The 25,797-nt window shown below is 70.4% G+C and carries 3 protein-coding genes; all 3 read right to left on the bottom strand.

The features are described from left to right. Nucleotides 1–17 precede the first annotated feature (17 nt). The 3 genes from ACNJ7K_RS12310 to ACNJ7K_RS12300 all read right to left on the bottom strand — a co-directional run bounded on the left by ACNJ7K_RS12310 (nucleotide 18) and on the right by ACNJ7K_RS12300 (nucleotide 25,774). Nucleotides 18–13,790 carry a non-ribosomal peptide synthetase gene (locus tag ACNJ7K_RS12310; protein WP_487041754.1) on the bottom strand — a complete coding sequence of 4,591 codons (13,773 nt, stop codon included), beginning with the start codon at nucleotides 13,788–13,790 and terminating at the stop codon, nucleotides 18–20. A gap of 183 nt (nucleotides 13,791–13,973) precedes the next feature. Then, nucleotides 13,974–19,814 (bottom strand): amino acid adenylation domain-containing protein, encoded by a 5,841-nt coding sequence (locus tag ACNJ7K_RS12305; RefSeq protein ID WP_230788620.1) that lies wholly within the window; start codon nucleotides 19,812–19,814, stop codon nucleotides 13,974–13,976. Nucleotides 19,815–19,969: 155 nt separating this feature from the next. Beyond that, entirely contained in the window at nucleotides 19,970–25,774 is a 5,805-nt protein-coding gene (locus tag ACNJ7K_RS12300) for an amino acid adenylation domain-containing protein (protein WP_487041753.1), read from the bottom strand. Between the last annotated feature and the right edge of the window lie 23 nt (nucleotides 25,775–25,797).

Here is a 25,797-nt window from a genome sequence, read left to right as displayed (position 1 = left end):
CGAATCGTTCGTGCACATTACCGCGACCGACGGTCTCCTCCACTTTCGGCGACCACCCGTGTGGTGGCGTCGAGCGCCGGCGCGATGATCTCGATGGCGGACGGCTCCATCATCTCGCCGTGCGCACCCGGCACGAACCGGGTCCGGATACGGCCCGACACGAACGGTCGCCACAGATCTGCGGCGTCCGCCTCCGTCGGGTGCTCCTCCGTCGCACTGAAGAACTCCATGTCGCCGGCGAACACCTCAGGGTCGTGACCGTTGATCAGTTCGGGCGAGGTCACGGCCGCGGAGAACAGGCCCTGCACCCGCTCCACGTCGAGGTCGATCAACCCGTCCGGCACGGCCCGGACCAATGCTTCCGCAGCTTCCTGCGGAAGACCGCCGTCGAGTGCGGTGGTGTCCACAAAGACCCCGAAGGCACGCAGGTTCTCCGCGAGTTCGGTCGCGAACCGGTCGGTGTCGATCCGCGGGATGCTGTCGATGAGGGCGAGGCCCTCGACCTGCAGTCCGCGTGCCTGCAACTCGACCGCCACGGCGTGCGCGAGCACACCGCCGAGCGACCATCCGATGAGGCGGTATCGGCCGCCGGGTGCGGCGGCGACGATCTCGTCCGTGTACCTCCGCGCGAGATCGACGAGCGAGGACGCGACGAAGCCAGGTTCGCTCAGGGCCGGCGTCTGTACGCCGTACACCGCGCTGCTCGTCGCGAGTCGCGCTGCCAGAGGCGCATACGGCCAGGCCAGTCCGATCATCGGGTGGAAGCAGAAGACCGGTGTCCTCGAATCGCCCGCACGCAGCGTGACGAGCACGTCCGACGCCGCGTTCGCGGTCCCTGCGGAATCGACGTCCGCTCCGTCCACGGCCGCGGCGAGCCGCGACGCGAGAGCCTCGACAGCCGGCGTCTCCAGCAGCCACGGGACACGGACCTGCAGTCCGGTCTCGTCGCGCAGCCTCGCGACCACCTGGGTGGCCACGAGGGAGTTGCCGCCGAGGTCGAAGAAGTCGTCGTCGAGACCGACCTGCTCGGCGTCGAGGGCGTCGGCGTACACCCGCGCGACGACCTCCTCGAGGTGGGTACGCGGAGCGCGGTACGGGCGGGTCCGTGTCTCCGGTTCCGGCAACGCCGCGCGGTCGAGCTTCCCGACGTGCGTCAGCGGCACGGCGTCGAGCACGACGATGTCGTCGGGAACCATGTGCTGCGGCAACGCTCGGGCGGCCGCGCGGAGCAGGTCGTCCGTGTCGACGAGGTGACCGGCCGTCGCGGTCACGTACGAGACGAGGCGGACACTGCCGGTGTCGTACCGGCGGGCGACGGTGGCGGCGAAGTCCACGCTCGGCTCGCGTCGCAGCACGGCGTCGATCTCGTCGAGTTCGATGCGGAAGCCGCGCACCTTCACCTGGAAGTCCGACCGTCCCACATAGGCGATCTTCCCGTCGTGGGTCCAGCGGACCACGTCGCCGGTGCGGTAGAGACGTCCACCGGATCCGAACGGATCGGCGACGAAGCGCTCCGCCGTGAGACCGGGCCTGCGGTGATATCCGCGTGCGATCTGCACTCCCGACATGTACAGCTCGCCGGGCACACCGACCGGCACCGGCCGCAGGCGCCTGTCGAGCACGAGCGCGCGGACGCCCCGGATCGGTCCTCCGATCGTGATCGGATCCCCCGGCGCCAACGGTTCACTGATCGTGGTCACGATCGTGGTCTCCGTCGGACCGTAGACGTTGTGGAACGCCCGTCCGGGCGCCCAGCGCGCGACCAGTTCCGGCGGCACGGCCTCGCCGCCGGCGGCGAGCACCCGGAGCCCGTCGAGCCCCTCCGGATCGAGGGTGGCGACGGCCGCGGAGGTGATGAACGCATGCGTCACGCGCTCGGCCCGGATCAGCTCGGCGAGTTCGCTGCCTCCGTAGATTCCCGGGGACGCGACGACGAGGGTGCCACCCCCGCCCACGGCGAGGAGCAGTTCGAGCATGGAGGCGTCGAAACTCGGTGACGCGAAGTGCAGCGCCCGCGTGTCGGCATCCAGACCGTAGTGCTCACGTTGCGCCGCAGTGAAATTCGCCAGTCCGGAGTTCGACACCACCACGCCCTTCGGAAGGCCCGTGGACCCCGAGGTGTAGATGACGTAGGCGGTGTTGTCCGCTCGGACCGGACGGACCCTCTCGTGCGCGGCGAACGGTTCGTCGGACAGGGCCTCCAGCTCTGTGAGCGTGGCGGGATCGGTCAGGTCGACCCACTGCACGTCGCCGGGCAGCCGGTCCCGCTCGGCCGAGACGGTGAGGCCGAGGACGGCCCCCGAATCGGAGAGCATGTGGGCGACACGGTCGGCCGGGTAGTTCGGGTCGACCGGCACGTAGGCGGCTCCGGCGCGGGCGACCGCCCACACGGCGGTGATGGAGTCGAACGACCGCGTCAGTCCGAGCGCGACCACGTCCTCCGTCCCGATGCCTCGGCCGACGAGCAGCCTCGCCAGTCGCGACGACCGGGCATCGAGTTCGGCGTAGGTCAGCGAGCGTCCGTCGTGGACGACCGCGACGCCGTCGGGGTTGCGGGCGGCGGTCTCCGCGAGCAGATCACCGAGCGGCACCGCGGGCAGCGCGGGTCCGCCCCACCGGTCGGCGAGATCCTCGATCTCGGCCGCGTCGAGATACGGCAGCGAGTCCACCGAGGAGTCGGGATCGGCGACGAGCGCATCGAGGATGCGGACGTACCTGCCGGCCAGCGTCGCCACGTCCTCCGCGGCCAGGATGTCGCTGCGGTACTTGAACGCGAGCGTCAACGCCTCCTCGGAGGTGACGACGGCCGTGAGCGGATAGTGCGTCGCGTCCCGGGCGTTGACGCCCGCGACGACGAGGCCGTCGATCGATCCCGCAGCCTCGATCCCGCTGCGGTCGACCGGATAGGACTCGTACACGAGCAGCGTGTCGAACAGCGCTCCCGTACCGGCACGCTGCTGGATCTCGGCGAGCCCGACGTGATGGTGATCGAGCAGTTCGGCCTGCTCGCCCTGGATGCGGAGGAGCAGATCGTGCCCGGTCTCGCCGGCGCCGAGGCGCACCCGCACCGGGAGGGTGTTGATGAACAGTCCCACCATCGCCTCGACGCCGGGGAGGTCCGCGGGCCGGCCCGACACGGTGGTGCCGAATACGACGTCGTCGCGGTCGGTCGTGCGGGCCAGGAGGACGGCCCAGGCGCCCTGCAGCACGGTGTTGACCGTGACGCCGAGCCGCGTGGCCGTGTCCGCGAGGAGGTCGGACCGTTCACGACCGAGGTCGATCCGGTGCTCGTCCGGGGTGCCGCCCGTGCCGTCGGTGTTGCCCCCGGCCAGCAGGGTGGGCTCCTCGATCCCGTCGAGCGAGCGTATCCACGCTTCGACGGAGGTCTCGTGGTCGCGACGCGCGAGCCACTCGAGATACGCCCGGTAGGACGGTGCCCGGCCGAGGACGCCCGCATCACCGCGGGTCGCGTAGAGCACCAGCAGGTCCTTCATCAACAGCGGCATCGACCAGCCGTCGAGCAGGATGTGGTGACTCGTGACGGCGAGGGTCCAACTGTCGTCACCCGTGCGGACGAGGACGAAGCGGATCAGCGGCGGCTCGACCATGTCGAACGCGACGGCCTGTTCCGCTCGCAGCACATCGGCGAGTACTGCGGAGTCCTCGCCCCGGATGTCGACCTCGCGCCACGGCAGGGTGACCTCGTCGACGACGACCTGGACGGGGATGCCCGATTCGCTCGCGACGAATGCCGTGCGGAGGTTCGGGTAGCGCCCCAGCAGCGCCTCAGCCGCCGTGCGCAGCCGCTGCGCGTCGACCACTCCTGCGAGGTGCACGAGCACCTGCGTGCTGTAGGCATCGGAGTGCCCCTCCGCCAGGAGTGCGTGGTAGAGCAGGCCGGCCTGGAGCGGAGCGAGCGGCCAGGCGTCCGCCGCGCCGCGGTACCGCGACTCCCACAGGTCGATGTCGCGTTGGGTGACGTCGACCAGCGACAGGTCGGACGGGGTCCGTCCCCCGGCCTCCGGGCGCGTGGCGTGCGCCGCGAGGGCTTCGAGTGCACGCACCCAGCGCTGTGCGAGGTCCTCGACGTCGGCGCGGTCGAGCAGACCGGACGCGTAGCCGAAGTTCGCTCCGAGTTCGCCTCCGAGGACGACGGCGTTGATGTCGACGGCGGCGAGGGCCGGGGCGTCGGGATCATCGGTTCCGGACAGGTCCCCGAGGTCGCCGGCGGGCAGCCACCCGAGTTCCGGCACCCGGTCGGTCGAGACCTCACCGGCGTCGAGCCGGCCGAGATAGTTGAAGCTGATCTGCCCGGCGGGCGTCGCGGCGAGACGAGCGGACGTCTCGGGGTTGCAGTACCGGAGCAGGCCGTAGCCGATGCCCTTGTCGGGGACGCGGCGGAGATCCTCCTTGACCACCTTCAATGCCGCACCCGCGCTCGCACCACCGGCCGCCGCGTCGTCGAGGTCGACGTCGGACAGGTCGAGCCGCACGGGGAACATCGTCGTGAACCAGCCGACGGTGCGCGAGAGGTCCGAGCCCGGGACGACGTCCTCCTCGCGACCGTGGCCCTCGAGACGGATCAGTGCCGACCGCACGTCCGTGCCCCGCGCCCGACGCCACTCGGCCAGGGCCAGCGCGAGACCCGTGAGCAGCACGTCGTTGACCGAGCCGTGGTAGAGCTCGGGCAGGGTGGTCAGCAGTGTCTCGGTGGTCGCCGCGTCGACCCGGACCGGCACCTTCACGACCGTCGACGCCAGGTCGACCGACGGGTCGAACGGGCGGTCGCCGAGCAGCGGGTCGGGTCCGTCGAGAACGGATGTCCACAACGGCAGCTCCGTCACTCGTCCGGCGGCACCGTCGACGAGGGCGTGAGCCCAGGTGCGGAACGACGTGCCGACGGGCTGGAGGGCGGGCTGCTGCCCGTGGCTGATCTGTGCCCACGCGGTGACGAAGTCGGGCACCAGGATCCGCCACGACACCCCGTCGACGACGAGGTGGTGCGCCACCACGATCAGCCGTCCGGTCCGTGCCGCCCCGGCAGCGGGGTCGAGCCAGACGAACTGCGTGACGATGCCCTGCGACGGAGCGAGACGCCCCTCGGCAGCGTCGACTTCGCGCGAGGCGATCTCCGCCCACTGCTCGTCGCCGGCCTCCGCGGGAACCTCGACGCGCGTCACGAGCGCGTCGACGTCGACACTTCCCGGCGCGGAGGTCGACAGCACCCACTCACCGGAACCGTCGTCCCGCAAGCATGCCCGGAGCATGTCGTGCCGGCCCACCACGGCGGCGATCGTCGCCACGACGTCGCTGCGTCCGATACCGGCGGGCAGTTCGAGTGCGATGGTCTGCGTGTAGCGGTCGAAACCGCCGCCACGCTCGACCATGTACCGCACGATCGGGGTGAGCGGGATCTCGCCGACGCCGCCGCCTTCGAGTTCGCGCAGCACCGGTTCGGATCCCGTTCCGGCGCGCGCCACTTCGGCGAGACCGGCCACCGTGCGCTGCTCGAACACCTCGCGCGGGGTGAACACGACACCGCGCGCCTTCGCCCGGGACACCAGCTGGATCGACACGATGCTGTCGCCACCGAGAGCGAAGAACGAGTCGTCGAGCCCGACCCGCTCGAGACCGAGCACGTCGGCGAAGACCTCGGCGATGGTCTCCTCCGTGGGGGTCCGCGGCGCCCGGAACTCGCGGTCGCTGGTGAACACCGGCTCGGGCAGCGACCTGCGGTCGAGCTTGCCGTTCGGGGTCAGCGGCAACTCGTCGAGCACGAGCACTGCGTCGGGAACCATGTAGCCGGTGAGGAACTCGCCCACCCGCTCGAGCACCTCGGACGGGGCGACCGTGTGCCCGGCCCGCGGCACGACGTAACCGACGAGCTTCTCCCCCGTGTGCTCGTCCGACCACACGGACGCGACGGCGTGCGCGACACCCTCCACACCGGTCAGTGCCGCCTCGATCTCGCCGAGTTCGATGCGGAAGCCACGCAGCTGTACCTGTAGGTCGCTGCGACCGGCGTATTCGAGCTGCCCGTGCGCGTTCCATCGGGCGACGTCACCGGTGCGGTACATGCGCGAGCCCGGCGCACCGTAGGGATCGGCGACGAACCGCCCGGAGGTCAGCTCGGCACGACCGAGATAGCCGCGTGCGAGCTGGCCACCGCGGACGTAGATCTCGCCGGGCACGCCCACCGGGACGGGCTGCAGACGGGCGTCGAGCACGTAGATGCCGAGACCGGGGATCGCGCGGCCGACGGTGCTCGCGGGGTTGTCGACGTCGGCGGAGGACAGTTCGAGATGGGAGACGTGCACGGTGGTTTCGGTGATGCCGTACATGTTGACCAGGCGCGGCGCTCGCCCTGAATCCCCGTGCCGCCGATACCAGCCGGCCAGTCGACGCAGATCGAGTGCCTCACCACCGAACACGACGTACCGCAGGGACAGCGGCTGCGCATCCGGATCCTGCTCGGCCACAACGGCGTCCGCCTCGGCGAGCTGGTAGAAGGCCGACGGGGTCTGGTTGAGCACCGTGATCTTCTCGCGCCGCAGGAGGGCGTGGAAGTCCTCCGGGGACCGGGAGGTGTGGTAGTCGACGACCACGAGGCGACCACCGTGGAGCAGCGGACCCCACAGTTCCCACACGGAGAAGTCGAAGGCGTAGGAGTGGAACAGGGTCCACACGTCGTCGGCGTCGAATCCGAAGGCGGGCGCGGTGTTCTCGAACAGTTCGAGCACCGTGCGGTGCGGGATCTGCACGCCCTTGGGCCGGCCTGTGGAACCGGAGGTGTAGATGACGTAGGCGAGGTTGTCGCTGCGCAGCGGTGCCGCGCGCTCGTCGTCGGAGAGCGGATCGGCCGACCGCGTCGACAGGTCGAGCCGTTCGAGGTCGATCACCGGGACGTCGGTGGCGGGCAGCGCATCCGGCTCCCCCGCCACGAGCACACACACCGGCGCCGCGTCCTCGAGCATGAAGGTCAGACGCTCGGCCGGGTAGGTGAGGTCGATCGGCAGATAGCCACCGCCGGCCTGCTGCACCGCGAGCAGCGCGACGACGAGTTCCTCCGTGCGCGGCAACGCGACTCCGACGAGGGTGTCGGGTCGGACACCGCGGTCGACGAGTTCGCGCGCCAGGCGGTTGACCCGCGCGGACAGTTCGGCGTAGGTGAGCTGCCGGTCGCCGAAGGTCACGGCGACCGAATCCGGATGCGCCTCGGCGGCCTCGCGGAAGCGGTCCACGAGCGTGACGTCGGGGACTCGGGTGCCGGGCTCGTTCCACGCCTCGAGCACCTCGGTGCGTCCCGCCGGGTCGAGCAGTGGGACGTCGCCGATCACGGACTCGGGATCCGTCGCCACCGCCGCGAGCATCCGGCCGAGACGCTCGCCGAAGAGGCGCATGGTCGCGTCGTCGAACAGGTCGACGGCGTAGGTCAGCACGACGTCGAGGCCGCCGGGAGTGCCGTCGGCGTCGAACCTCTCGACGACGGTGACCTGCAGGTCGAACTTGGCGTGGGCGACCGGGACGTCGAAGCCTTCGACGGCCAGGCCCGGCAGTTCGAAGCGGGACTGCCCGAGATTCTGGAAGGTCAGGGCGACCTGGAACAACGGGTGGCGTGCCTGCGATCGTTCCGGGTCGAGGACCTCCACGAGGCGCTCGAACGGCAGGTCGGCGTGCCCGAACGCGCCGAGGTCGCTCTCGCGCACCCGTCCGAGGAGATCGGCGAAGGTGTCGGCGGGGCGCACCTCGCTCCGCAGTACGAGCGTGTTGACGAACATGCCGATCATGTCGTCGAGCAGCTGCTCACCGCGTCCGGCGATGGGGGCGCCGATCACGACGTCCTCGGTGCCCGACAGCCGAGCGAGGAGGGCCGCCAGGGCGCTGTGGAAGACCATGAACAGCGACGCGCCGCGCTCCCGCGCGAGGCGGTCGAGTGCCGCGTGCGTCCGCGCGTCGATCTCCACGGCGGTGTTCGCACCCCGGCCCGAGGCGACGGCCGGCCGCGGACGGTCGGCGGGCAGGTCGATCTGCTCCGGGATGCCCTTCAGGGCGTGGCGCCAGTAGGCGAGCTGGCGGGCGATCGGCGACTCCGGATCGCCCTCGGAGCCGAGCACCTCCCGCTGCCACAGGGTGTAGTCGGCGTACTGGACCGGAAGCGGCGACCAGTTCGGCTGCAGCCCTTGGGTTCTGGCACCGTAGGCGACCATGACGTCGCGGGCGAGCGGGCCCATCGAGAAGCCGTCGCCGCTGATGTGGTGGAGCACCACGACGAGCACGTGGTCGTCGGCGGCGACACGCAGCAGCCGGATCCGCAGCGGAACCTCCGCGGTGACGTCGAAACCGGCGTCGAGGATCGCGGCGACCTCGTCCAGGATGTCGGTGGGATCGACCTCGGACGGTTCGATGTCGGGAACGACGGACGCCGCGGGGAGGACGACCTGGTGGGCGATGCCGTCGGTCTCCGGGTAGACGGTCCGCAGGGATTCGTGCCGCAGCACCACGTCGCCGACCGCGCCGCGCAGGGCGTCGAGGTCCAGCGATCCGCGCAGCCGGATCACGAGCGGCAGGTTGTTGACCGCCGAGTCCGGTTCGAACCGGTTGAGGAACCACATCCGCTGCTGCGCCAGCGAGAGCGGCACGTGGTCGGGTCGGGGGCGTGCCGTGAGCGGGACGGCTGCGGCACCGGCCGCCGACGACTCGATGTGGGCCGCGAGGGATTCGACCACGGGATGTTCGAAGAGCGACCGCACCGCGACGCGCGCGCCGAGGGCGGCACCGAGCCGCGCGGCGACCTGCGTCGCGACGAGCGAGTTGCCGCCGAGGTCGAAGAAGTGGTCGTCGCGTCCGACCCGCTCGACGCCGAGGACGTCGGCGTAGACGTTCGCGACGATCTCCTCGATCGGGGTGCGGGGAGCGCGGAACTCGCGGACCTCGAAGACGGGTTCCGGCAGGGCCTTGCGATCGAGCTTACCGCTGGTGTTGAGCGGGAACGCGTCGAGCACGACGACCGCCGACGGCACCATGTACGACGGCAGGACGCTGCGCACCGCGTCGAGCAGCACCGCCTTGTCGACGGTGTGCTCGGGTGCCGGCACGACGTAGGCGACCAGCTGCTCACCGGTCGGTGTCGGCACGACGAGCGCGACGGCCTGGCTCACCTCGGCGCAGCCGAGCAGCGCCGTCTCGATCTCGCCGAGTTCGATGCGCTGACCGCGGAACTTGACCTGGAAGTCGGTGCGTCCGAGATAGTCCAGGACGAGGGCACCGTCGGCGGTGCGGCGCCACCGCACGAGGTCGCCGGTGCGGTACATCCTGCTTCCCCGCACCCCGAGGGGGCTCGCGACGAACCGGTCGGACGTGAGGTCGGGGCGCTTCTCGTAGCCGCGCGCGAGTTGCACGCCGCCGAGATACAGCTCGCCCGGCGTTCCCACGGGGGTGGGACGCAGACGCGAATCCAGCACGTACACCTGCACGTTCGCTTCGGGAACACCGATCGGCACGGAATGGTCGCCGTCCTCGGCGGGCCAGTAGGTCGCCGAGACCGCGGCCTCGGTGGGGCCGTAGAGGTTGTGGACCGCCGCGTCACCGAGACGCCGGAAGGCCGTCACGGTCTCCGGCGGCAGGGCCTCGCCGATGACGAAGACGTGGCGCAGGCCGGCGCAGCTGCCCGCCGGGGCGTGGGCGGCGAAGACGGTGAGCATGGACGGGACGAAGTCCGTGAGCGTGACGCCGTACCGGACGATCGCGTCGGCCACGTAGGCCGGGTCGCGGTGACCGTCGTGGGTCGCGACGACGAGCGTTCCGCCGGTGCACAGCGGCAGGAAGTAGCCCCACAGCGACACGTCGAAGGTCGTGGCGGTCTTCTGCAGGTACACGTCGTCGGCCGAGATGTCGTACTCCGCGGCCATCCACTCGAGCTGGTTGACGATCGCCTCGTGCGGGACGGACACACCCTTCGGGCGTCCGGTGGATCCGGACGTGAAGATGACGTAGGCCGGCGAGGCGGCCTGGACGGTGCCTCGCAGTTCGTCCTCGCGCACGGGCTCGGCCGGATGGTCGGACAGAGCCGGGTCGTCGACGACGATCGTGTCGACACCGGCGGGAAGGTCCCCGGCGTCGGCGGTGGTGCTCAGTACGCACACCGGTCGTGCGGTGTCGAGGATGTGGCCGATCCGGTCGGCCGGGTGATCGGGGTCGAGCGGCACGTAGGCGCCACCCGCCGTGACGACCGCGTACATGGCGACGACGAGATCGATCGAACGCCGGATGCCCAGTGCAACGAGCGATTCGGGTCCGACACCGACCGAGATCAGGTGACGGGCGAGTCGGTTGACCCGCGCGTCGAACGCCGCATAGGTGAGCGCGTCGTCGCCGAAGACGACCGCGGTGGCGTCCGGAGTCGAGGCGACCTGCGTGCGGTAACGCGAGAGCAGGGTCTGCGGGGTGACCGGACGTTCGGTGGCGTTCACCTCGACGGTGAGCGTCTGCCGCTCCGGCGCGGCCAGCAGGTCGACGTCGCCGACGACCGTGTCGACGTCGCCGGTGAGCGCTTCGAGAACCGTCACGAGGCGGGCGGCGAGCGACCGCACCGTCGTCTCGTCGAAAAGATCGGTGGCGTAGGTGAACTGGGCACCCATACCGGCCGGGCGTCCCTCGACCTCCCGCGGTCCGACGGTGAGTTGCAGGTCGAACTTGGCGATGCTGCCACCGAGATCCACCGGCTCGACATCCAGTCCGGGCAGGGCGAGTTCGGGCTGCTCCATGTTCTGGAAGAACAGGGCCACCTGGAAGAGCGGATGGTGACCGGCCGAACGAACGGGGTCGAGGACCTCCACGAGCCGCTCGAAGGGCAGGTCGGCGTGGGCGAACGCGTCGATGTCCGAGGCGCGGACCTCGCGCAGGACGTCGGCGAACGTCCGCTCGGCAGTGACGGTGGTCCGCAGCACGAGCGTGTTGACGAACATGCCGATCAGATCGTCGAGCGCCTGCTCGCCGCGGCCCGCGACGGGAGTGCCGATCGCGATGTCGCTCGCACCCGAGATCCGGGACAGGAGAACGGCGAAAGCGGCGTGGACGACCATGAACGGCGAACATCCCGCGGCCCGGCCGAGTTCGACGACGGCCTCGTGCAGAGCCGGCTCGATCTCGAACTCGACGGTGGCACCGCGACCCGACGCCTCGACCGGACGGGGCCGGTCGGTGGGCAGTTCGAGACGATCCGGCAGATCGGCGAGAACGGAAGTCCAGTAGGCGATCTCCTTCGAGACCGTCGATTCCGGATCGTCCTCGTCGCCGAGGACGGCCCGCTGCCACAGCGTGTAGTCCGCGTACTGCACGGCCAGCGGTTCCCAACCGGGCGCCGAGCCCGACGTGCGGGCGAGATAGGCGGTGACCAGGTCGCGCACGAACGGCTCGATGGAGGTGCCGTCGGCGGCGATGTGGTGGACGACGATGATCAGGACGTGTTCGTCCTCCACGGACGCGGCCTCGACGCCGTCGCGCGAGATGCGCAGCAGTTCGAGGCGCAGCGGTACCTCGGCGGTGACGTCGAAGCCGGTCGTCACCGCGCGCACCACGCGGTCGTGCACCTCGGTCTCCGTGACGTCCTCGGCACGCAGCGCCGGTGTCGCCTGCGAGGCGGGCAGGATCAGCTGGCTGCCCACACCGTCGTTGTCCGGGTAGACGGTGCGGAGCGTCTCGTGGCGTTCGACGAGGTCGGCGACCGCGGCGCCGAGCGCATCGGTGTCGAGTGTCCCGCGCAGCCGCAGCGCGACGGGGATGTTGTTCGCGGCCGAGGCGGTGTCGAACCGGCTCAGGAACCACATGCGCTGCTGCGCGAGGGAGAGGGGGATCGTCTCGGGGCGCGGCCCGGCCACGAGGGGGATCCGGTCGTCACCGGTGAGGGGTTCGACCAGCGCCGCGAGCTGCGCGACCGTCGAACCCTCGAAGAGCAGACGGGCGGGCACCCGCACGCCGAGGCGTTCGCTCAGCCGCGCCGCCACCCGCGTGGCGACCAGCGAGTTGCCGCCGAGATCGAAGAAGTCGTCGTCGAGGCCGACCCGCGTGGAATCGAGTCCCAGCACGTCGGCGAACACCGCGGCGATGGCGATCTCGGTGCCGGTTTCCGGGGCCCGGAACTCGGTGACGATCGGCCCCGGATCGGGCAGTGCATCGCGGTCGAGCTTGCCGGTGGGCGAGAGCGGGATCTCGTCGATCGGCACGATCGCCGAAGGCACCATGTGGGCAGGGAGCCGCTCGGCGGCGAGGGCCGACAGTTCCTGCGGGTCGACGGTCGCGCCGGGGGCCGCGTGCACGTACGCGACCAGCTGTGCCTGCCCGGACGGGCCCGTCCGCGCGAGCGTCGCTGCGAAGTCCACTGCCGGCGAGGAGGCCAGCACGGCGTCGATCTCGCCGAGTTCGATGCGGAAGCCGCGAACCTTGACCTGGAAGTCGTTCCGGCCGATGTAGACGATGGGTGATGCGGCGTCCCGAGGTCCGCGGACGAGGTCGCCGGAACGGTACATGCGCGTGCCGCCGGGGGCCGCGACGAACCGGGCAGCGGTCAGCTCCGGTCGGCGGTGGTATCCGCGGGCCACGCCCGGACCCGACAGGTAGAGCTCACCCGTCACCCCGGCCGGAACGGCGTGCAGTCGTGTGTCCAGCACGTGCGCGGTGGTGTTGCGGATGGGCGCACCGATCGTGATCTGCTCACCCGGAACCAGCGGGTCCGAGATGTTGGTCATGATGGTCGTCTCGGTCGGACCGTAGCCGTTGAAGAACCGCCGTCCCGACGCCCACCGCTCCACCAGGTCCGGAGGGCACGCCTCACCGCCGACGACGATGCAGTCGAGCACGTCCAGGCCCGTCGGGTCGACCGAGGCCAGCGCGGCCGGCGTGACGAAGGCGTGGGTGACCTGCTGTCGCACAACGAGTTCGGCGAACTCCTCGCCGCCGTACACGAAGGTCGGGGCGATCACCATCGTCGACGACGCGCCGATCGCCAGCAGCAGTTCGAGGATTGAAGCGTCGAAGCTCGGGGACGCGAAGTGCAGCGTGCGTGAGTCGGAGGTCAGGGCGTACCGCTCCACCTGCTCGGTGCAGAAGTTCCCCAGACCCGAATGGGTCACGACGACGCCCTTCGGCCGTCCGGTCGACCCCGAGGTGTAGATGATGTAGGCCGTGTTCTCGACCCGCAGGGTCCGGACCCGTTCGTCGAACGAGACGGGCTCGGACGGAAGAGCCGCGAGTTGCTGCGCGATCGCGGGGTCGTCGAGTGCGATCCACCGGGTCGTGGAGGGCAGGGCGGGCTCGTTCTCGGCGAGGGTCAGGCCGAGCGCCGCGCCGGAGTCGACCGTCATGTGCTCGACCCGGTCGGCGGGATAGTTCGGGTCGACGGGCACGAAGGCGGCACCGGTCTTCGCGACCGCCCAGGTGGCGAGCACCGAGTCGATCGACCGGGCGATCGCGAGCGCGACGACGTCCTCGGGACCGACACCGAGGCCGATCAGGTACCGCGCGAGTCGCGAGGACGCCTCGTCGAGCTCGGCGTAGGTGAGCGAACGGTCGTCCTCCACCACTGCCGTCGCGGAGGGGTCGCGTTCGACCGCCGCCGCGATCAGCTGAGGAAGCAGCGCGGCCCTGGCTCCGCGACGCTCGGGACGCCTGCGTGGCCGCCGCCGCTCGGCTGCCGCAGGTCGGGCATCACCGGAGGCTTCGATACGAGCACCGCCGGAGGCTCCACCGTTCCCCTCGGCCCCCTGCTCGCCGACCTTACGCAAGGCTTCACTCACCACTGGTCCCGATCCCTCGTACGTCCCGTTCCGGCCGCGGCCACCCGGTTGTTACCGGGCAGTCATGTGCCCATTAGAGCATCGGTGGCCGAAGAGCCATGTTACGGCCGTGGGCGCGCACGCCACGGTGGGACGACCCGGCGCGGGCCGCCCCACCGTGGCGGGATGTCGAGTTGTGGCCGGTCAGCGCCTCTCGTCGAGACGGCGACCGATGGCGGGTCCGATGACCGCCCACGCCTTCCTGGTGGCCATGTCCCAATGGGAGACCGGCACCTCACGTGTGGTCACCAGCCCGTTCACGTAGGGATACCAGGCCTCGGTGGAGGACATCGGACGATCGCTCTCGGCGACGAAGACCGTCAGGTCACCGTCGTAGACCTCGGGACGATGCGTCGCGAGGACCGAGTACGAGTGCCGGACGCCCTCGACGATCCGGGTGATCCGTTCCGGGGAGAGGCTGTCGAACGGCGCCGGCAGAGCCTGCACCACCTGCTGCGCGCTCTCGGCGGTGAGCTCGGTGAGGGGGATCTCCGCAGCCGGGCCCTCGGCCGGGATGCCGAGTACGTTCGCGACCGTCGGGGCGGTGGCCGCGGTGCGCTGCGCGTCGGTCCGCGCGGCCCCGGTCTCGGGATAGGCGTCGAGGATCGCGAGGGTCGGGACCTGCTCCCCCGCCCGTCGCAGCCGGACCGCGACGGCGTGGGCCAGGATGCCGCCCATGGACCATCCGACGAGATGGTAGGGGCCGTGCGGGTGCGCCTGCCGGATGAGTCGGACGTACTCGTCCGCCCAGGCGCCGATGTCGCCGGGCAGGTTGCCCGCCTCGCCGAGCGCGGGCGACTGCAGACCGTAGACGGGACGGTCGCCGAGGTACGGCACGAGACCGGCGAAGCCCCACGCGAGGCCGGTGACGGGGTGGATGCAGAACACCGGTGCACCGTCCCCACCGGAACGCAGCGGCAGCAGCGGGTCGAGACCGGCACTCCCGAGCGTGTCCGTCTCGGACGTGCTGTGCGAGTCGATCCGGGCGGCGAGTTCCCCCACACCCGGGTGCAGGAACAGCCACGGCAGCTCGACGTGGGCGTCGAGGCGGTCCCGCAGGCGCGCGGCGACCTTGACCGCGCTGAGCGAGTTGCCGCCGATGCCGAAGAAGTCGTCGTCGAGACCGACCGGGTCGTCGCTGCCGAGCACTTCGGCGTAGACCGACGCGACCGTCGCCTCCGTGCCGGTGCGCGGGGCGCGGTAGGGCGCCGTGACGACCTCCGCCTCCGGGAGGGCCTTGCGGTCGACCTTGCCGTTGACGTTCAGCGGGAGGGCGTCGAGGGTCACGAAGCCCTGCGGGACCATGTAGGACGGCAGCGTCCGCGCCAGCGCGCCGCGGATCGCGGTGATGTCGGGGGCTCCGCCGGTGGGGACGACGAAGGCGACGATCCGGTCGCCGTGCTGCACCGTCACCACCGCGTCGCGGATCTGCGGCAGCGCCCGCAGCGCGGACTCGATCTCCCCGAGCTCGATGCGGAAACCACGCACCTTCACCTGGAAGTCGGCCCGGTCGAGGTATTCGAGCGTGCCCGACAGCTGATCGTCGTCGAACCGCCAGCGCACGAGGTCGCCGGTGCGGTACAGGCGTGTGCCGGGGTCGCCGAAGGGGTTGGCGACGAACCGCTCGGCGGTCAGCTCCGGTCGGCCGGAGTAGCCGCGCGCGAGCTGGGTTCCGGCGAGGTAGAGCTCCCCGGCCACTCCCGGGGGCACCGGGTGCAGCCGCTCGTCGAGGACGAAGACCTGCGTGTTGGGGATCGGGCCGCCGATCGGAACCGAGCTCTCCCCCGTCTCGGTGACGCGGTGCGCGGTCACCGAGACCGCCGCCTCCGTCGGCCCGTACAGGTTGACGAGGTCGGTGTCCGACCGTTCGAGGGTGCGTTCGGCCGTGTCGACGGGAAGCACCTCACCGATCGCGAGCACTCGTCGCAGCGAGTCGGGCAGCTCCCCGTCGGCGTCGTCGAGCAACGCGTCGAGCATCGAGGGCACGACGTGCAGGGTCGTCACGTGCTCGCGGCGGATCAGGTCGTTGAGGTAGGCCGGGTCGCGGTGGCCGTCGGGTGCGGCGACGACGAGTTTCGCGCCGGAGGTCAGCGACGACCAGAACTCCCACACCGACAGGTCGAAGGTCGCTGCGGTCTTGAGCAGGACGGCGTCGCCCACACCGAGGCGGTATTCCTTCCGCTTCCAGACGAGCTGGTTGACGATCGCCTCGTGCGGCACGACGACGCCCTTCGGCCGTCCCGTCGACCCGGACGTGTAGATCACGTAGGCGGCGTTGCTCGCGCGCAGCGGAGCGAGGCGGTCGGCGTTGCGGATCTCCTTGCCGCTGTAGGCGGCGAGGTCGACGGTGTCGACCTCGATGGTCGGCCGGTCGCCGGGCAGGTCGAGGCGGTCGCGGCTCGTGGTGAGGATGCAGGCGGGGTCGGCGGATCCGAGGATGTACTCGACGCGTTCGCGCGGGTGGTCGGGGTCGAGCGGCAGATACGCGCCGCCGGCCTCGACGACCGCGTACATCGCGACGACGAGGTCGATCGAACGTCGGATCGGGAGCGCGACGACCGTCTCGGGACCGACGCCGTGCTCGATCAGCATCCGCGCGAGGCGTCGGACCCGGTCCGCGAAGTCCCCGTAGGTGAGTTCGCCGTTCGCGTCGACGAGCGCGCATGCCGTGGGCGTCGTGCGGGCCTGATCGTCGAACAGGTCGGCGAGGGTCCGGCCGGGACCCACCGCGATCTGCTCGGCCTCCCAGGCTTCGAGCATCGCGGCGAGCTGGTCGGGCTCGTGCAGGTCGATGTCGCCGACGACGACGTCGGCGTCCTCGGCGACGGAGCGCAGGATGCGCAGGTAGCGGTCGACCATGCGCCGGATCGAGGCTTCCTCGAACAGGTCGGTGGCGTAACCGAATTCGATGTCGAATCCACCCGGTCCGCCGTCGATGCCCTTGTCGACGATCGTCACGTGCAGGTCGAAGCGGACCGACGAGGACGACGCGTCGAGCGCCTCCACACGCAGGCCCGGCAGCTCGAGCGTGTCGATGGTGAAGTTGTGGTACGACAACCCGACCTGGAAGAGGGGGTGCCGGGACGGCGACCGAACGGGGTCGAGCACCTCGACGAGCCGTTCGAACGGGATGTCGGCGTGGTCGAAGGCATCGATGTCGACGGTGCGGGCCTGCTCGAGCAGATCGGCGAAGGTGCCGCCGAGATCGACCTCGGTGCGCAGCGCGAGCATGTTGACGAACATGCCCACGACACCGTCGAGTTCGGGCGCCGAACGCCCGGCGACGGGGGTCCCGATCACGACGTCGTGGGTGTTCGACAGGCGTGCGAGGAGTGCGGCGAGTGCGGCGTGCACGACCATGAACGGGGTGGTTCCCGCCCGGCGGGCGAGGCCGGTGATCGCCTCGTGGACGTCGTCCTCGAGTTCGACGCGCACGGCACCGCCGCCCGCGCCGAGGATCGCAGGTCGCACGTGGTCGGTGGCGAGATCGAGATGCTCGGGGACACCGGCGAGCGCGCCCGTCCAGTACGCGAGCTGACGGCCCGCGATCGATTCGGGGTCGTCGTCGGTGCCGAGGACCTCCCGTTGCCACAGCGTGTAGTCGGCGTACTGCACCGGCAGGGGCACCCAGTCGGGCGCGTGCCCACCGACACGTGCGGTGTACGCGGTGACGAGGTCGCGCACGAGCGGCGCGAGCGAGGTGCCGTCGCCGGCGATGTGGTGCAGGACGAGGACGAGCACGTGCTCGTCGGGTGCGGTCGCGAACAGGTGCGCACGCACCGGAACCTCGGCCGTGACGTCGAATCCGCGGCCCGCGACGCGCGCGAGATGCTCCGGCAACTCGCCGGCGGGCACCTGCTCGACCGGAACGTCGACGACGCGTGCTCCCGGTTCGAGGATGCGCTGCTCACCCACACCGTCGATCTCGGGGTAGACGGTACGGAGGGTCTCGTGACGCTCGACGAGGTCGGCGAACGCCGCGCGCATCGCGTCGACGTCGAGCCCACCGGTCAGACGCACCGCGAGAGGGATGTTGTACAGGGCGGATTCGGGATCGAGGCGGTTGAGGAACCACATGCGCTGCTGCGCGTAGGACAGCGGCAGGTGTGCGGGTCGCGGGCCGGCGACGAGCGGTACCGCGCGATCGGAGCCGGCCGCGTCGAGGTGCCGGGCGAGTGCCGCGACGGTCGGCTCGTCGAACAGCGCGGCCGCGCGGACTGTGACGCCGAGACGCGCGCGGAGGCGGCCGACGACGGACGTCGCGAGGAGCGAGTTGCCGCCGAGATCGAAGAAGTCGTCGTCGAGTCCGACCCGGTCCACACCGAGGACATCGGCGAAGACATCGGCGACGGCCTTCTCGGAAGCGGTGACGGGAGCGCGGAATTCGGCGACGGTCGTTCCCACCTCGGGAAGCGCCGCGCGGTCGACCTTGCCGGAGGGGGTCAGCGGGATGCGGTCGAGGGGCACGACCGCGGCGGGGACCATGTACGTCGGGAGCACGCCGGCGACGTGTTCGACGAGGCTGCCCGGATCGAGCGGGTCGTCGGTGCCGTGCACGTAGGAGACGAGTTGGGTCTCGCCGGCAGGGGTCTCGCGGCCGACGGTGAGGGCGAAGTCGACCCCTGGGTGCGACGCGAGTGCGGCGTCGATCTCCCCGAGTTCGATGCGGAATCCGCGGACCTTGACCTGGAAGTCGTTACGGCCCACGTAGACGATGCCCGACGAGGGCGTCTCGGGTCCGCGCACGACGTCGCCGGTGCGGTACATCCGCGCACCTCCCGGCGCTGCGACGAATCGCGCTGCGGTGAGCCCTGGGCGACCGAGATACCCGCGGGCCACCCCCGGCCCTGCTGTGTAGAGTTCGCCCGCGACACCGACGGGGACGAGGTGGAGTCGCGAATCGAGCACGGTCTCCGTGACATTGCCGATCGGAGGTCCGATCGTCACCCGGTCGCCCGGGGTGAGGGGTTCGGAGATGTTCGAGACGATGGTCGTCTCGGTGGGTCCGTAGACGTTGTGGAAGCGGCGGCCCGGCGCCCATCGCGTCACGAGTTCGGGCGGGCACGCCTCGCCGCCCACCGCGACGGTGCCGAGTACCTCGAGACCGGCCGGGTCCACCGAGGCCAGCGCAGCGGGTGTGACGAATGCGTGTGTGACCCCGTGCTTCCGCACGACATCCGCGAACTCCGACCCGCCGAAGACGGTCAGCGGGGCGACGACCATCGTCGACGACGCACCCACCGCCAGCAGGAGTTCCAGCACGGAGGCGTCGAAACTCGGTGACGCGAAATGCAATGTGCGCGACTGCGACGAGAGTCCGTAGCGCTCCACCTGTTCGGCGCAGAAGTTGGCGAGCCCCGAATGCGTCACCACGACGCCCTTGGGGCGACCGGTGGAGCCGGAGGTGTAGATGACGTACGCCGCGTTCTCCGCACGGACGACACCGCGTCGCTCGTCGAAGAAGACGGGCTCCGAGGACATCCCGGCCGATTCGTCGCGCACCTCGGCCGTGTCGAGCACGAGTGCGGGTACCTCACCGGGCAGCGTGCCGGCGTGTTCCTCGGTGGTCAGGACGAGCCCGGCCCCCGAATCGTCCAGCATGTAGGCGATGCGATCGGCGGGATAGGTGGGGTCGACGGGCACGAACGCCGCGCCGGTCTTCGCCACCGCCCATGTCGCGAGGACGGATTCGAGCGAGCGCGTGAGGAACGGCGCCACGCGGTCCTCGGGACCGATTCCGCGCGAGATCAGAAGACGTGCAAGGCGTGACGATGCTGCGTCGAGTTCGCGGTAGGTGAGAGCGCCGGATTCGGAGACGACGGCGATACCGTCCGGATTCCGTTCGACGGCGACGGCAAGCAGATGGGGCAACGATGCGGTCGGTGCGCTGCGGCGCAATCTCCGAGGCCTGCTCGACGTGCGGATCCCGGAAACGGATCCCTCGTCCGAGTGGGCCGAGTCGAAGTCCATCGCATTCGTCGTCATACCACTCCCCGCTTCGCGCCGGGGGACGGTACGGCTGATCAACGCACGCCGAAACAGGCACGCGTCCTAGCGCATCGACGTGATCAGGCCCCCGACAGCCGGATCACGTTCGCCGAACTACACGAGTTTTGCACAGTAGTACAGACGCTGCCACTTCAATCGCCGACACGGAGTGTCGAGTCGCGCTCGTAGGCTTCACAATTCGGACATACGCGGCGGTTGCACCAGGCGGCGAGGAGCGGTCCGACGGTGCGACACGCATGCTCTCCCGTCATCGCCCAGTGGGACACGTCGATGTCGTGGCGATGTACCCGTCCGGTGACGAACTCGGTCCAGTCCCGCCGGGAATCGTCTTCCGGCGACGACGAACTCCGCGACCCCACGAAGAGCAGGTCGCCGTCGAAGCGTTCCGGCAGATGCCGTTCGAGGACGTCGAACGAGTGGCCGATACCGGCGAGGAACAACTCGACGGACGGGAAGACGTCGCCACCGTGTTCGACACGCTCGAGAATCGATGTGATATCCCCGACATGCGGCGTCGCGCGGTCGCCGTTGTCGAGACCGCTCAGCGCCGCGAGGGCCACCGACTGCGGATCGACGGACTCCGGCAGCGGGGCCGGGACGTGCGCGTCGAGCAGGACGAGGGAGCCGACGGAGCTCCCGCGTCGTTGCAGTTGCACGGCCATCTCGTGCGCGATCACTCCGCCCATCGACCACCCCACGAGGTGGTAGGGACCGTCGGGATGTGCGCGCCGGATCTCGTCCACGTACAGGGCCGCCCACTCCCGGATCGATCCGGGAAGCTCCTCGGTGCCCGACAGCGCGGGAGACTGCAGTCCGTAGACCGGACGACCGGCCTCGACGAACTCGGCGAGCCGCGAGAATCCCCAGGCGAGGCCGACGACGGGGTGGACGAAGAAGACCGGCTCACCGGTGGCGGGTCCCGTGCGCAGGGGGAACACGACGTCGAACGCCGTGGACGCCGACTCCTCACCCTCGCGCTCGCTACGTTCGATTCGTTCCGCCAGCTCGGCGACGACGGGGTGGGCGAACAGCCACTCGAGAGGCACGGGACGCTCCAGCGCCGCCGCGAGTTCGCTGACCGCCCGGACCGCGACCAACGAGGTACCGCCCGAGCGGAAGAAGTCGTCGTCACGTCCGACCGACTCGATGCCGAGGACCTTCCCGAACACCTTCGCAACGGCGGATTCGACGGCGGTGGCGGGCGGACGGTGCTCGGCCGGCGCGGCCGGGACGAGTGGGAGGGCGTTCCGGTCGAGTTTGCCGGTGCTCCCCTTCGGCAGGCAGTCGATCGCGCGGATGTCGGCCGGGACCATGTAGTTCGGTAACCGTTCGCCGAGTGAGGTCCGCAGGGCGGCGGTGTCCGGTGCGGTGCCGTCCGAGGTGACCACGAAGGCCACCACGCGGTCGCCACGATGTGCGTCCTGCTGCACCGTTGCCGCCGCGGCAGCGACGCCGGGGCATGCCCGGAGTGCGTCCTCGATCTCACCGAGCTCGATCCGGAACCCACGGATCTTCACCTGGAGATCCCGACGACCGACGTAATCGAGTTCGGGTCCGCGTGCGGTCGTCACCCAGCGCACCAGGTCCCCGGTCCGGTAGAGACGCCCTCCGCTGCCGAAGGGGTCGGCGACGAACCGGCCGGCGGTCTCACCTGCCCGCGCGACGTAGCCGCGCGCGAGTTGCTCGCCGGACAGGTACAACTCCCCGACCGCGCCGAGCGGGACCGCACCGAGACGGTCATCGAGCACGTGGACGCCCGTGTTCCACACCGGTGTCCCGATCGGCACGCCGTGGACGTCGGCGTCGGTCACCGGGTGATCGGTCACCGAGACGGCCGCTTCCGTCGGCCCGTAGAGATTCACCAGTTCGGCGTCGCTGCGGGCCGCGAACTCCCGCGCGGTCGCGGCGGGCAGGGACTCGCCGATGGACAGCACACGCCGAAGCGTCGACGGGAGTCGGTCCTCGACCCCCGACAGGAGCATGCCGAGCATCGTCGGGACCCCGTGGAAGGTGGTGACCCGTTCGCGTTCGAGCAGGGCGATCATGACGCGAGGGTCGGGGTGGCGTCCCCGGTCGGCGATCACCAGCCGGCCACCGCACGTCGACCAGCCCCAGAACTCCCAGACCGACAGGTCGAAGGTCGCCGGGGTGTGCAGGACCGACACGTCGTCGGGTCCGAGGTCGAACCGCTCCCGCAGCCAACGCATCTGATTGGTGACCGCACGATGGGTGACCGCAACACCCTTGGGGACCCCCGTCGAACCGGAGGTGAACAGGACGTACGCGATGTTCTCCGGTCGCAGCGGGGCGAGCCGCTCGGCATCGGTCACCGGCGCCGCAGACAGTCTCGCGTGGGTGGGATCGTCGACCTCGATCACCGCAGCACCGTCGAGATCGACGTCCGCGGACGCCCCACCCGCACGCACGACGACGGCGGGTTCGGCGGCCGCGACGATCTGCGCGATGCGCCCGGGCGGCAGGGAGGGGTCGAGCGGAACGTAGGCTCCGCCGGCGACGGATACCGCGTACATCGCGACGACCAGCTCGACGGATTGTCCGATCATGAGGCCGACCCGGGTCTCGGGGCCGACACCGGCCGCGATCAGCGCACGCGCACACCGGTTCACACGCTCGTCGAATTCCCTGTAGGACACCGACGTTCCCTCGTGGACGAGGGCGATCGCATCGGGGCGACGATCGGCGTGCGCCCGGAACGGATCGGGAAGGACGGATGCGTCCGGACTGCAGTGCTCTCCCCTGCCGATGTCGAGCAGCCGGGCCCGCTCGTCCTCTCCGATCATGTCGGCATCGCCGACGGGACGTGACGGGCAGTCCACGAGTACGGCGAGCACGCGCGTGAACATGGACGAGAACGAGCGGGCGGTCTCCTCGTCGAACAGGTCGGCCGCGTACGTGAGCCGACCCGTCAACCCGCCGCACCGCCCGTCTTGGTCGACGCGTTCGCCGACGAGCAGATGCAGGTCGAACTGCGAGATACGGGTGTCGGGGACCAGACTCTCGACGGACAGGCCGGGAAGGTCGAGCCGGGACGGTGCGAGGTTCTGGAACGACAGGCCCACCTGGAAGAGCGGGTGCCGGGCCAAAGAGCGGGCTGGATCGAGCGCCTCGACGAGCCGCTCGAACGGCAGGTCGGCGTGGTCGAAGGCCTCCAGCACCGTCGCGCGACTGCGGTCGAGGAGTTCGTCGAAGGATTCGGCGGGGTCCACGACGGTCCGGAAGACGAGGGTGTTGACGAACATGCCGATGAGGTCGTCGAGCAGCGGATCGGTGCGCCCGGCGACGGGGGTGCCGATCGCGATGTCGCGCGTCGCCGACAGCCGGGCGAGCATCACCGCGAAGGCGGCCTGGGCGACCATGAACGGGGTCGCACCGTGACGCGCGGCGAGTTCGCGCAACTGCTCGTGGACGTGGGCGTCGACCTCGACGTCGACACTGCCCCCGCGGTGCGACTGCACGGTCGGCCGGGGACGGTCGGTGGGCAGATCGAGCTGGTCGGGCAACCCGTCGAGGGCGCGCCGCCAGTAGTCGAGTTGCCGCGCGGCGACCGATTCCGGGTCGGATGCATCACCGAGCGCATCCCGTTGCCACAGTGCGTAATCCGCGTACTGGACGGCCAGCGGCGGCAACTCCGCCGTGGTCCCGGTCGCGCGGGCGGCATAGAAGGCGGCGAGGTCGCGGGTCAGCGGCGCGAGCGACGCTCCGTCGGCGGCGATGTGGTGGACGACCACGACGAGCACGTGTTCCGTTGCGTCACGGCCGCTTTCGACACTGCCGCTGCACCGCAGCAGTCGGGCCAGAACCGGAACCTCACGGGTGACGTCGAACCGGGTCGAGAGGACTGCGTCGACCTCGGACTGCAGGGCGTCGAGTTCGACCTCGACCGGCAGGAGCTCCGGCAGGAACGCCTCGACCGGAAGGACCTCCTGCACCGGGACACCGTCGATCTCGGGATAGACGGTGCGGAGCGATTCGTGCCGAGCGACGAGATCGCGCACCGCCGCCTGCATCGCCTCGGCATCGAGATCTCCGGTAAGCCGGACGACGATCGGAATATTGTATGCCGCAGAAGAATCGAATCGTCCGAGGAACCACATGCGTTGCTGCGCCAACGACAACGGCACCCGATCCGGACGCTGCCGCGCCGCCAACACCACACTCTCGGCACCGGCCCCGGTATCGGCGGTGTCGAGACGGGCCGCCAACTCCTGCACCGACGACGCCTCGAACACCACCGGCACCGCCACCCGATACCCCAACCGCGCCGACAACCGCGCCACCAACCGCGTCGCCGCCAACGAATTACCACCGAGATCGACGAACGAATCATCCAACCCGACCCGCTCGACCCCCAGAACCTGCGCGACCTCCGCGGCCACGGCCACCTCCACCGGCGTCCGCGGAGCCCGATACTCGGCCACCTCGAACACCGGCGCCGGCAACGCCGCCCGATCGACCTTCCCCACCGGTGTCAGCGGCACCTCGTCGAGCACCGTCACCGACGACGGCACCATATAACCGGGCAACACCTCCCCCACCGACGCCCGCACCTGCGCCGGATCGAGCACCACCCCCGCCTCGGGCACCACATACGACACCAACGCCGACTCCCCCGACGCCAACGCCGCCCCCACCGTCACCGCGAAACCGACCCCCGGCACCGACGACAACACCGCATCGATCTCCCCCAGCTCGATCCGGAACCCCCGGATCTTGACCTGGAAATCACTACGCCCGACATACTCGAACACCCCATCGCCGCCGCGACGCACCAGATCCCCCGTCCGATACATCCGAGCCCCCGGAGTGAACGGATCGGCCACGAACCGCGCCGCGGTCAACCCGAACCGACCGTGATAACCCCGCGCCACCTGCGCCCCGGCCACATACAACTCACCGACCACACCCTCGGGCACCGGACGCAACCGCTCATCGAGCACGAACGCCCCCACCCCCGCGATCGCCGACCCGATCACCACCGGCGCATCGGACACCAACTCCGCCGACGAGGTCGCCAGAATCGTCGTCTCCGTCGGACCATAGGCATTGAAGAACCGCCGCCGACCCGGCACCGACCACCGCCGCACCAGATCCGGAGTGAACGACTCCCCCGCCACCACCACCACACGCAGATCGTCCAAGCCCGCAGGATCCATCGACCCCAACGCACCCGGCGTCATGAACACATGCGACACCGACTGCGAGGCAATCACATCCGCCAGATCCGGACCACCACCGACCCCCGCCGGCGCCACCACCACCGTCGCCCCCGCCGAGAACCCCACCCCCAACTCGAGCAACGACACATCGAAACTCGGCGAACACACATGCAACACCCGCGACGAAGCATCGACCCCGAAATGCTCACGCTCGGCCGACACCACCCCACCGACACCGGCATGCGAGACCACCACACCCTTCGGCCGCCCCGTCGACCCCGAGGTATAGATCATCCACGCCGCATCCGACAGCTCGAGCGAACGCACCCGATCCGCATACGACACCGGACGCGACGACAACTGCCCCACCTGCGCAGCCACCGACACCTCGTCGACCGCCACCACCGGCACCGACCCCGCCGCCTCAGCCACCACCTGCGCCACCGACGCCACCGTCAACGCCAACACCGCACCCGAATCGGCCACCATGAACTGCACCCGCTCGGCCGGATAACCCGGATCCACCGGCACGAAAGTCGCCCCCGACTTCGCCACCGCCCACAACACCACCACCGACTCGAGCGACCGCGGCACCGCCACCACCACCGCATCCCCCGGCCCCACCCCACGACCGATCAACCACCGCGCCCACCGCGACGACACCGCATCGAGCTCCCGATACGACAACGACCGAGAACCCTCCACCACCGCCACCGAATCACCCGCCGACTCCACCGCCGACACCAACAACTGCGGCAACAACACACCACGACGACCACGGG

The sequence above is a fragment of the Rhodococcus shunpengi genome (genome assembly GCF_048381395.1).
Classification (GTDB): Bacteria; Actinomycetota; Actinomycetes; order Mycobacteriales; family Mycobacteriaceae; genus Rhodococcus.
Note: the sequence above shows the minus strand (reverse complement) of the source record. Positions and strands in the feature narration are given on the sequence as shown.

Coding starts and splice junctions, on each gene's coding strand:
- ACNJ7K_RS12305 (WP_230788620.1), bottom strand. CDS start 19,814: ATGACGACGAATGCGATGGACTTCGACTCGGCCCACTCGGACGAGGGA.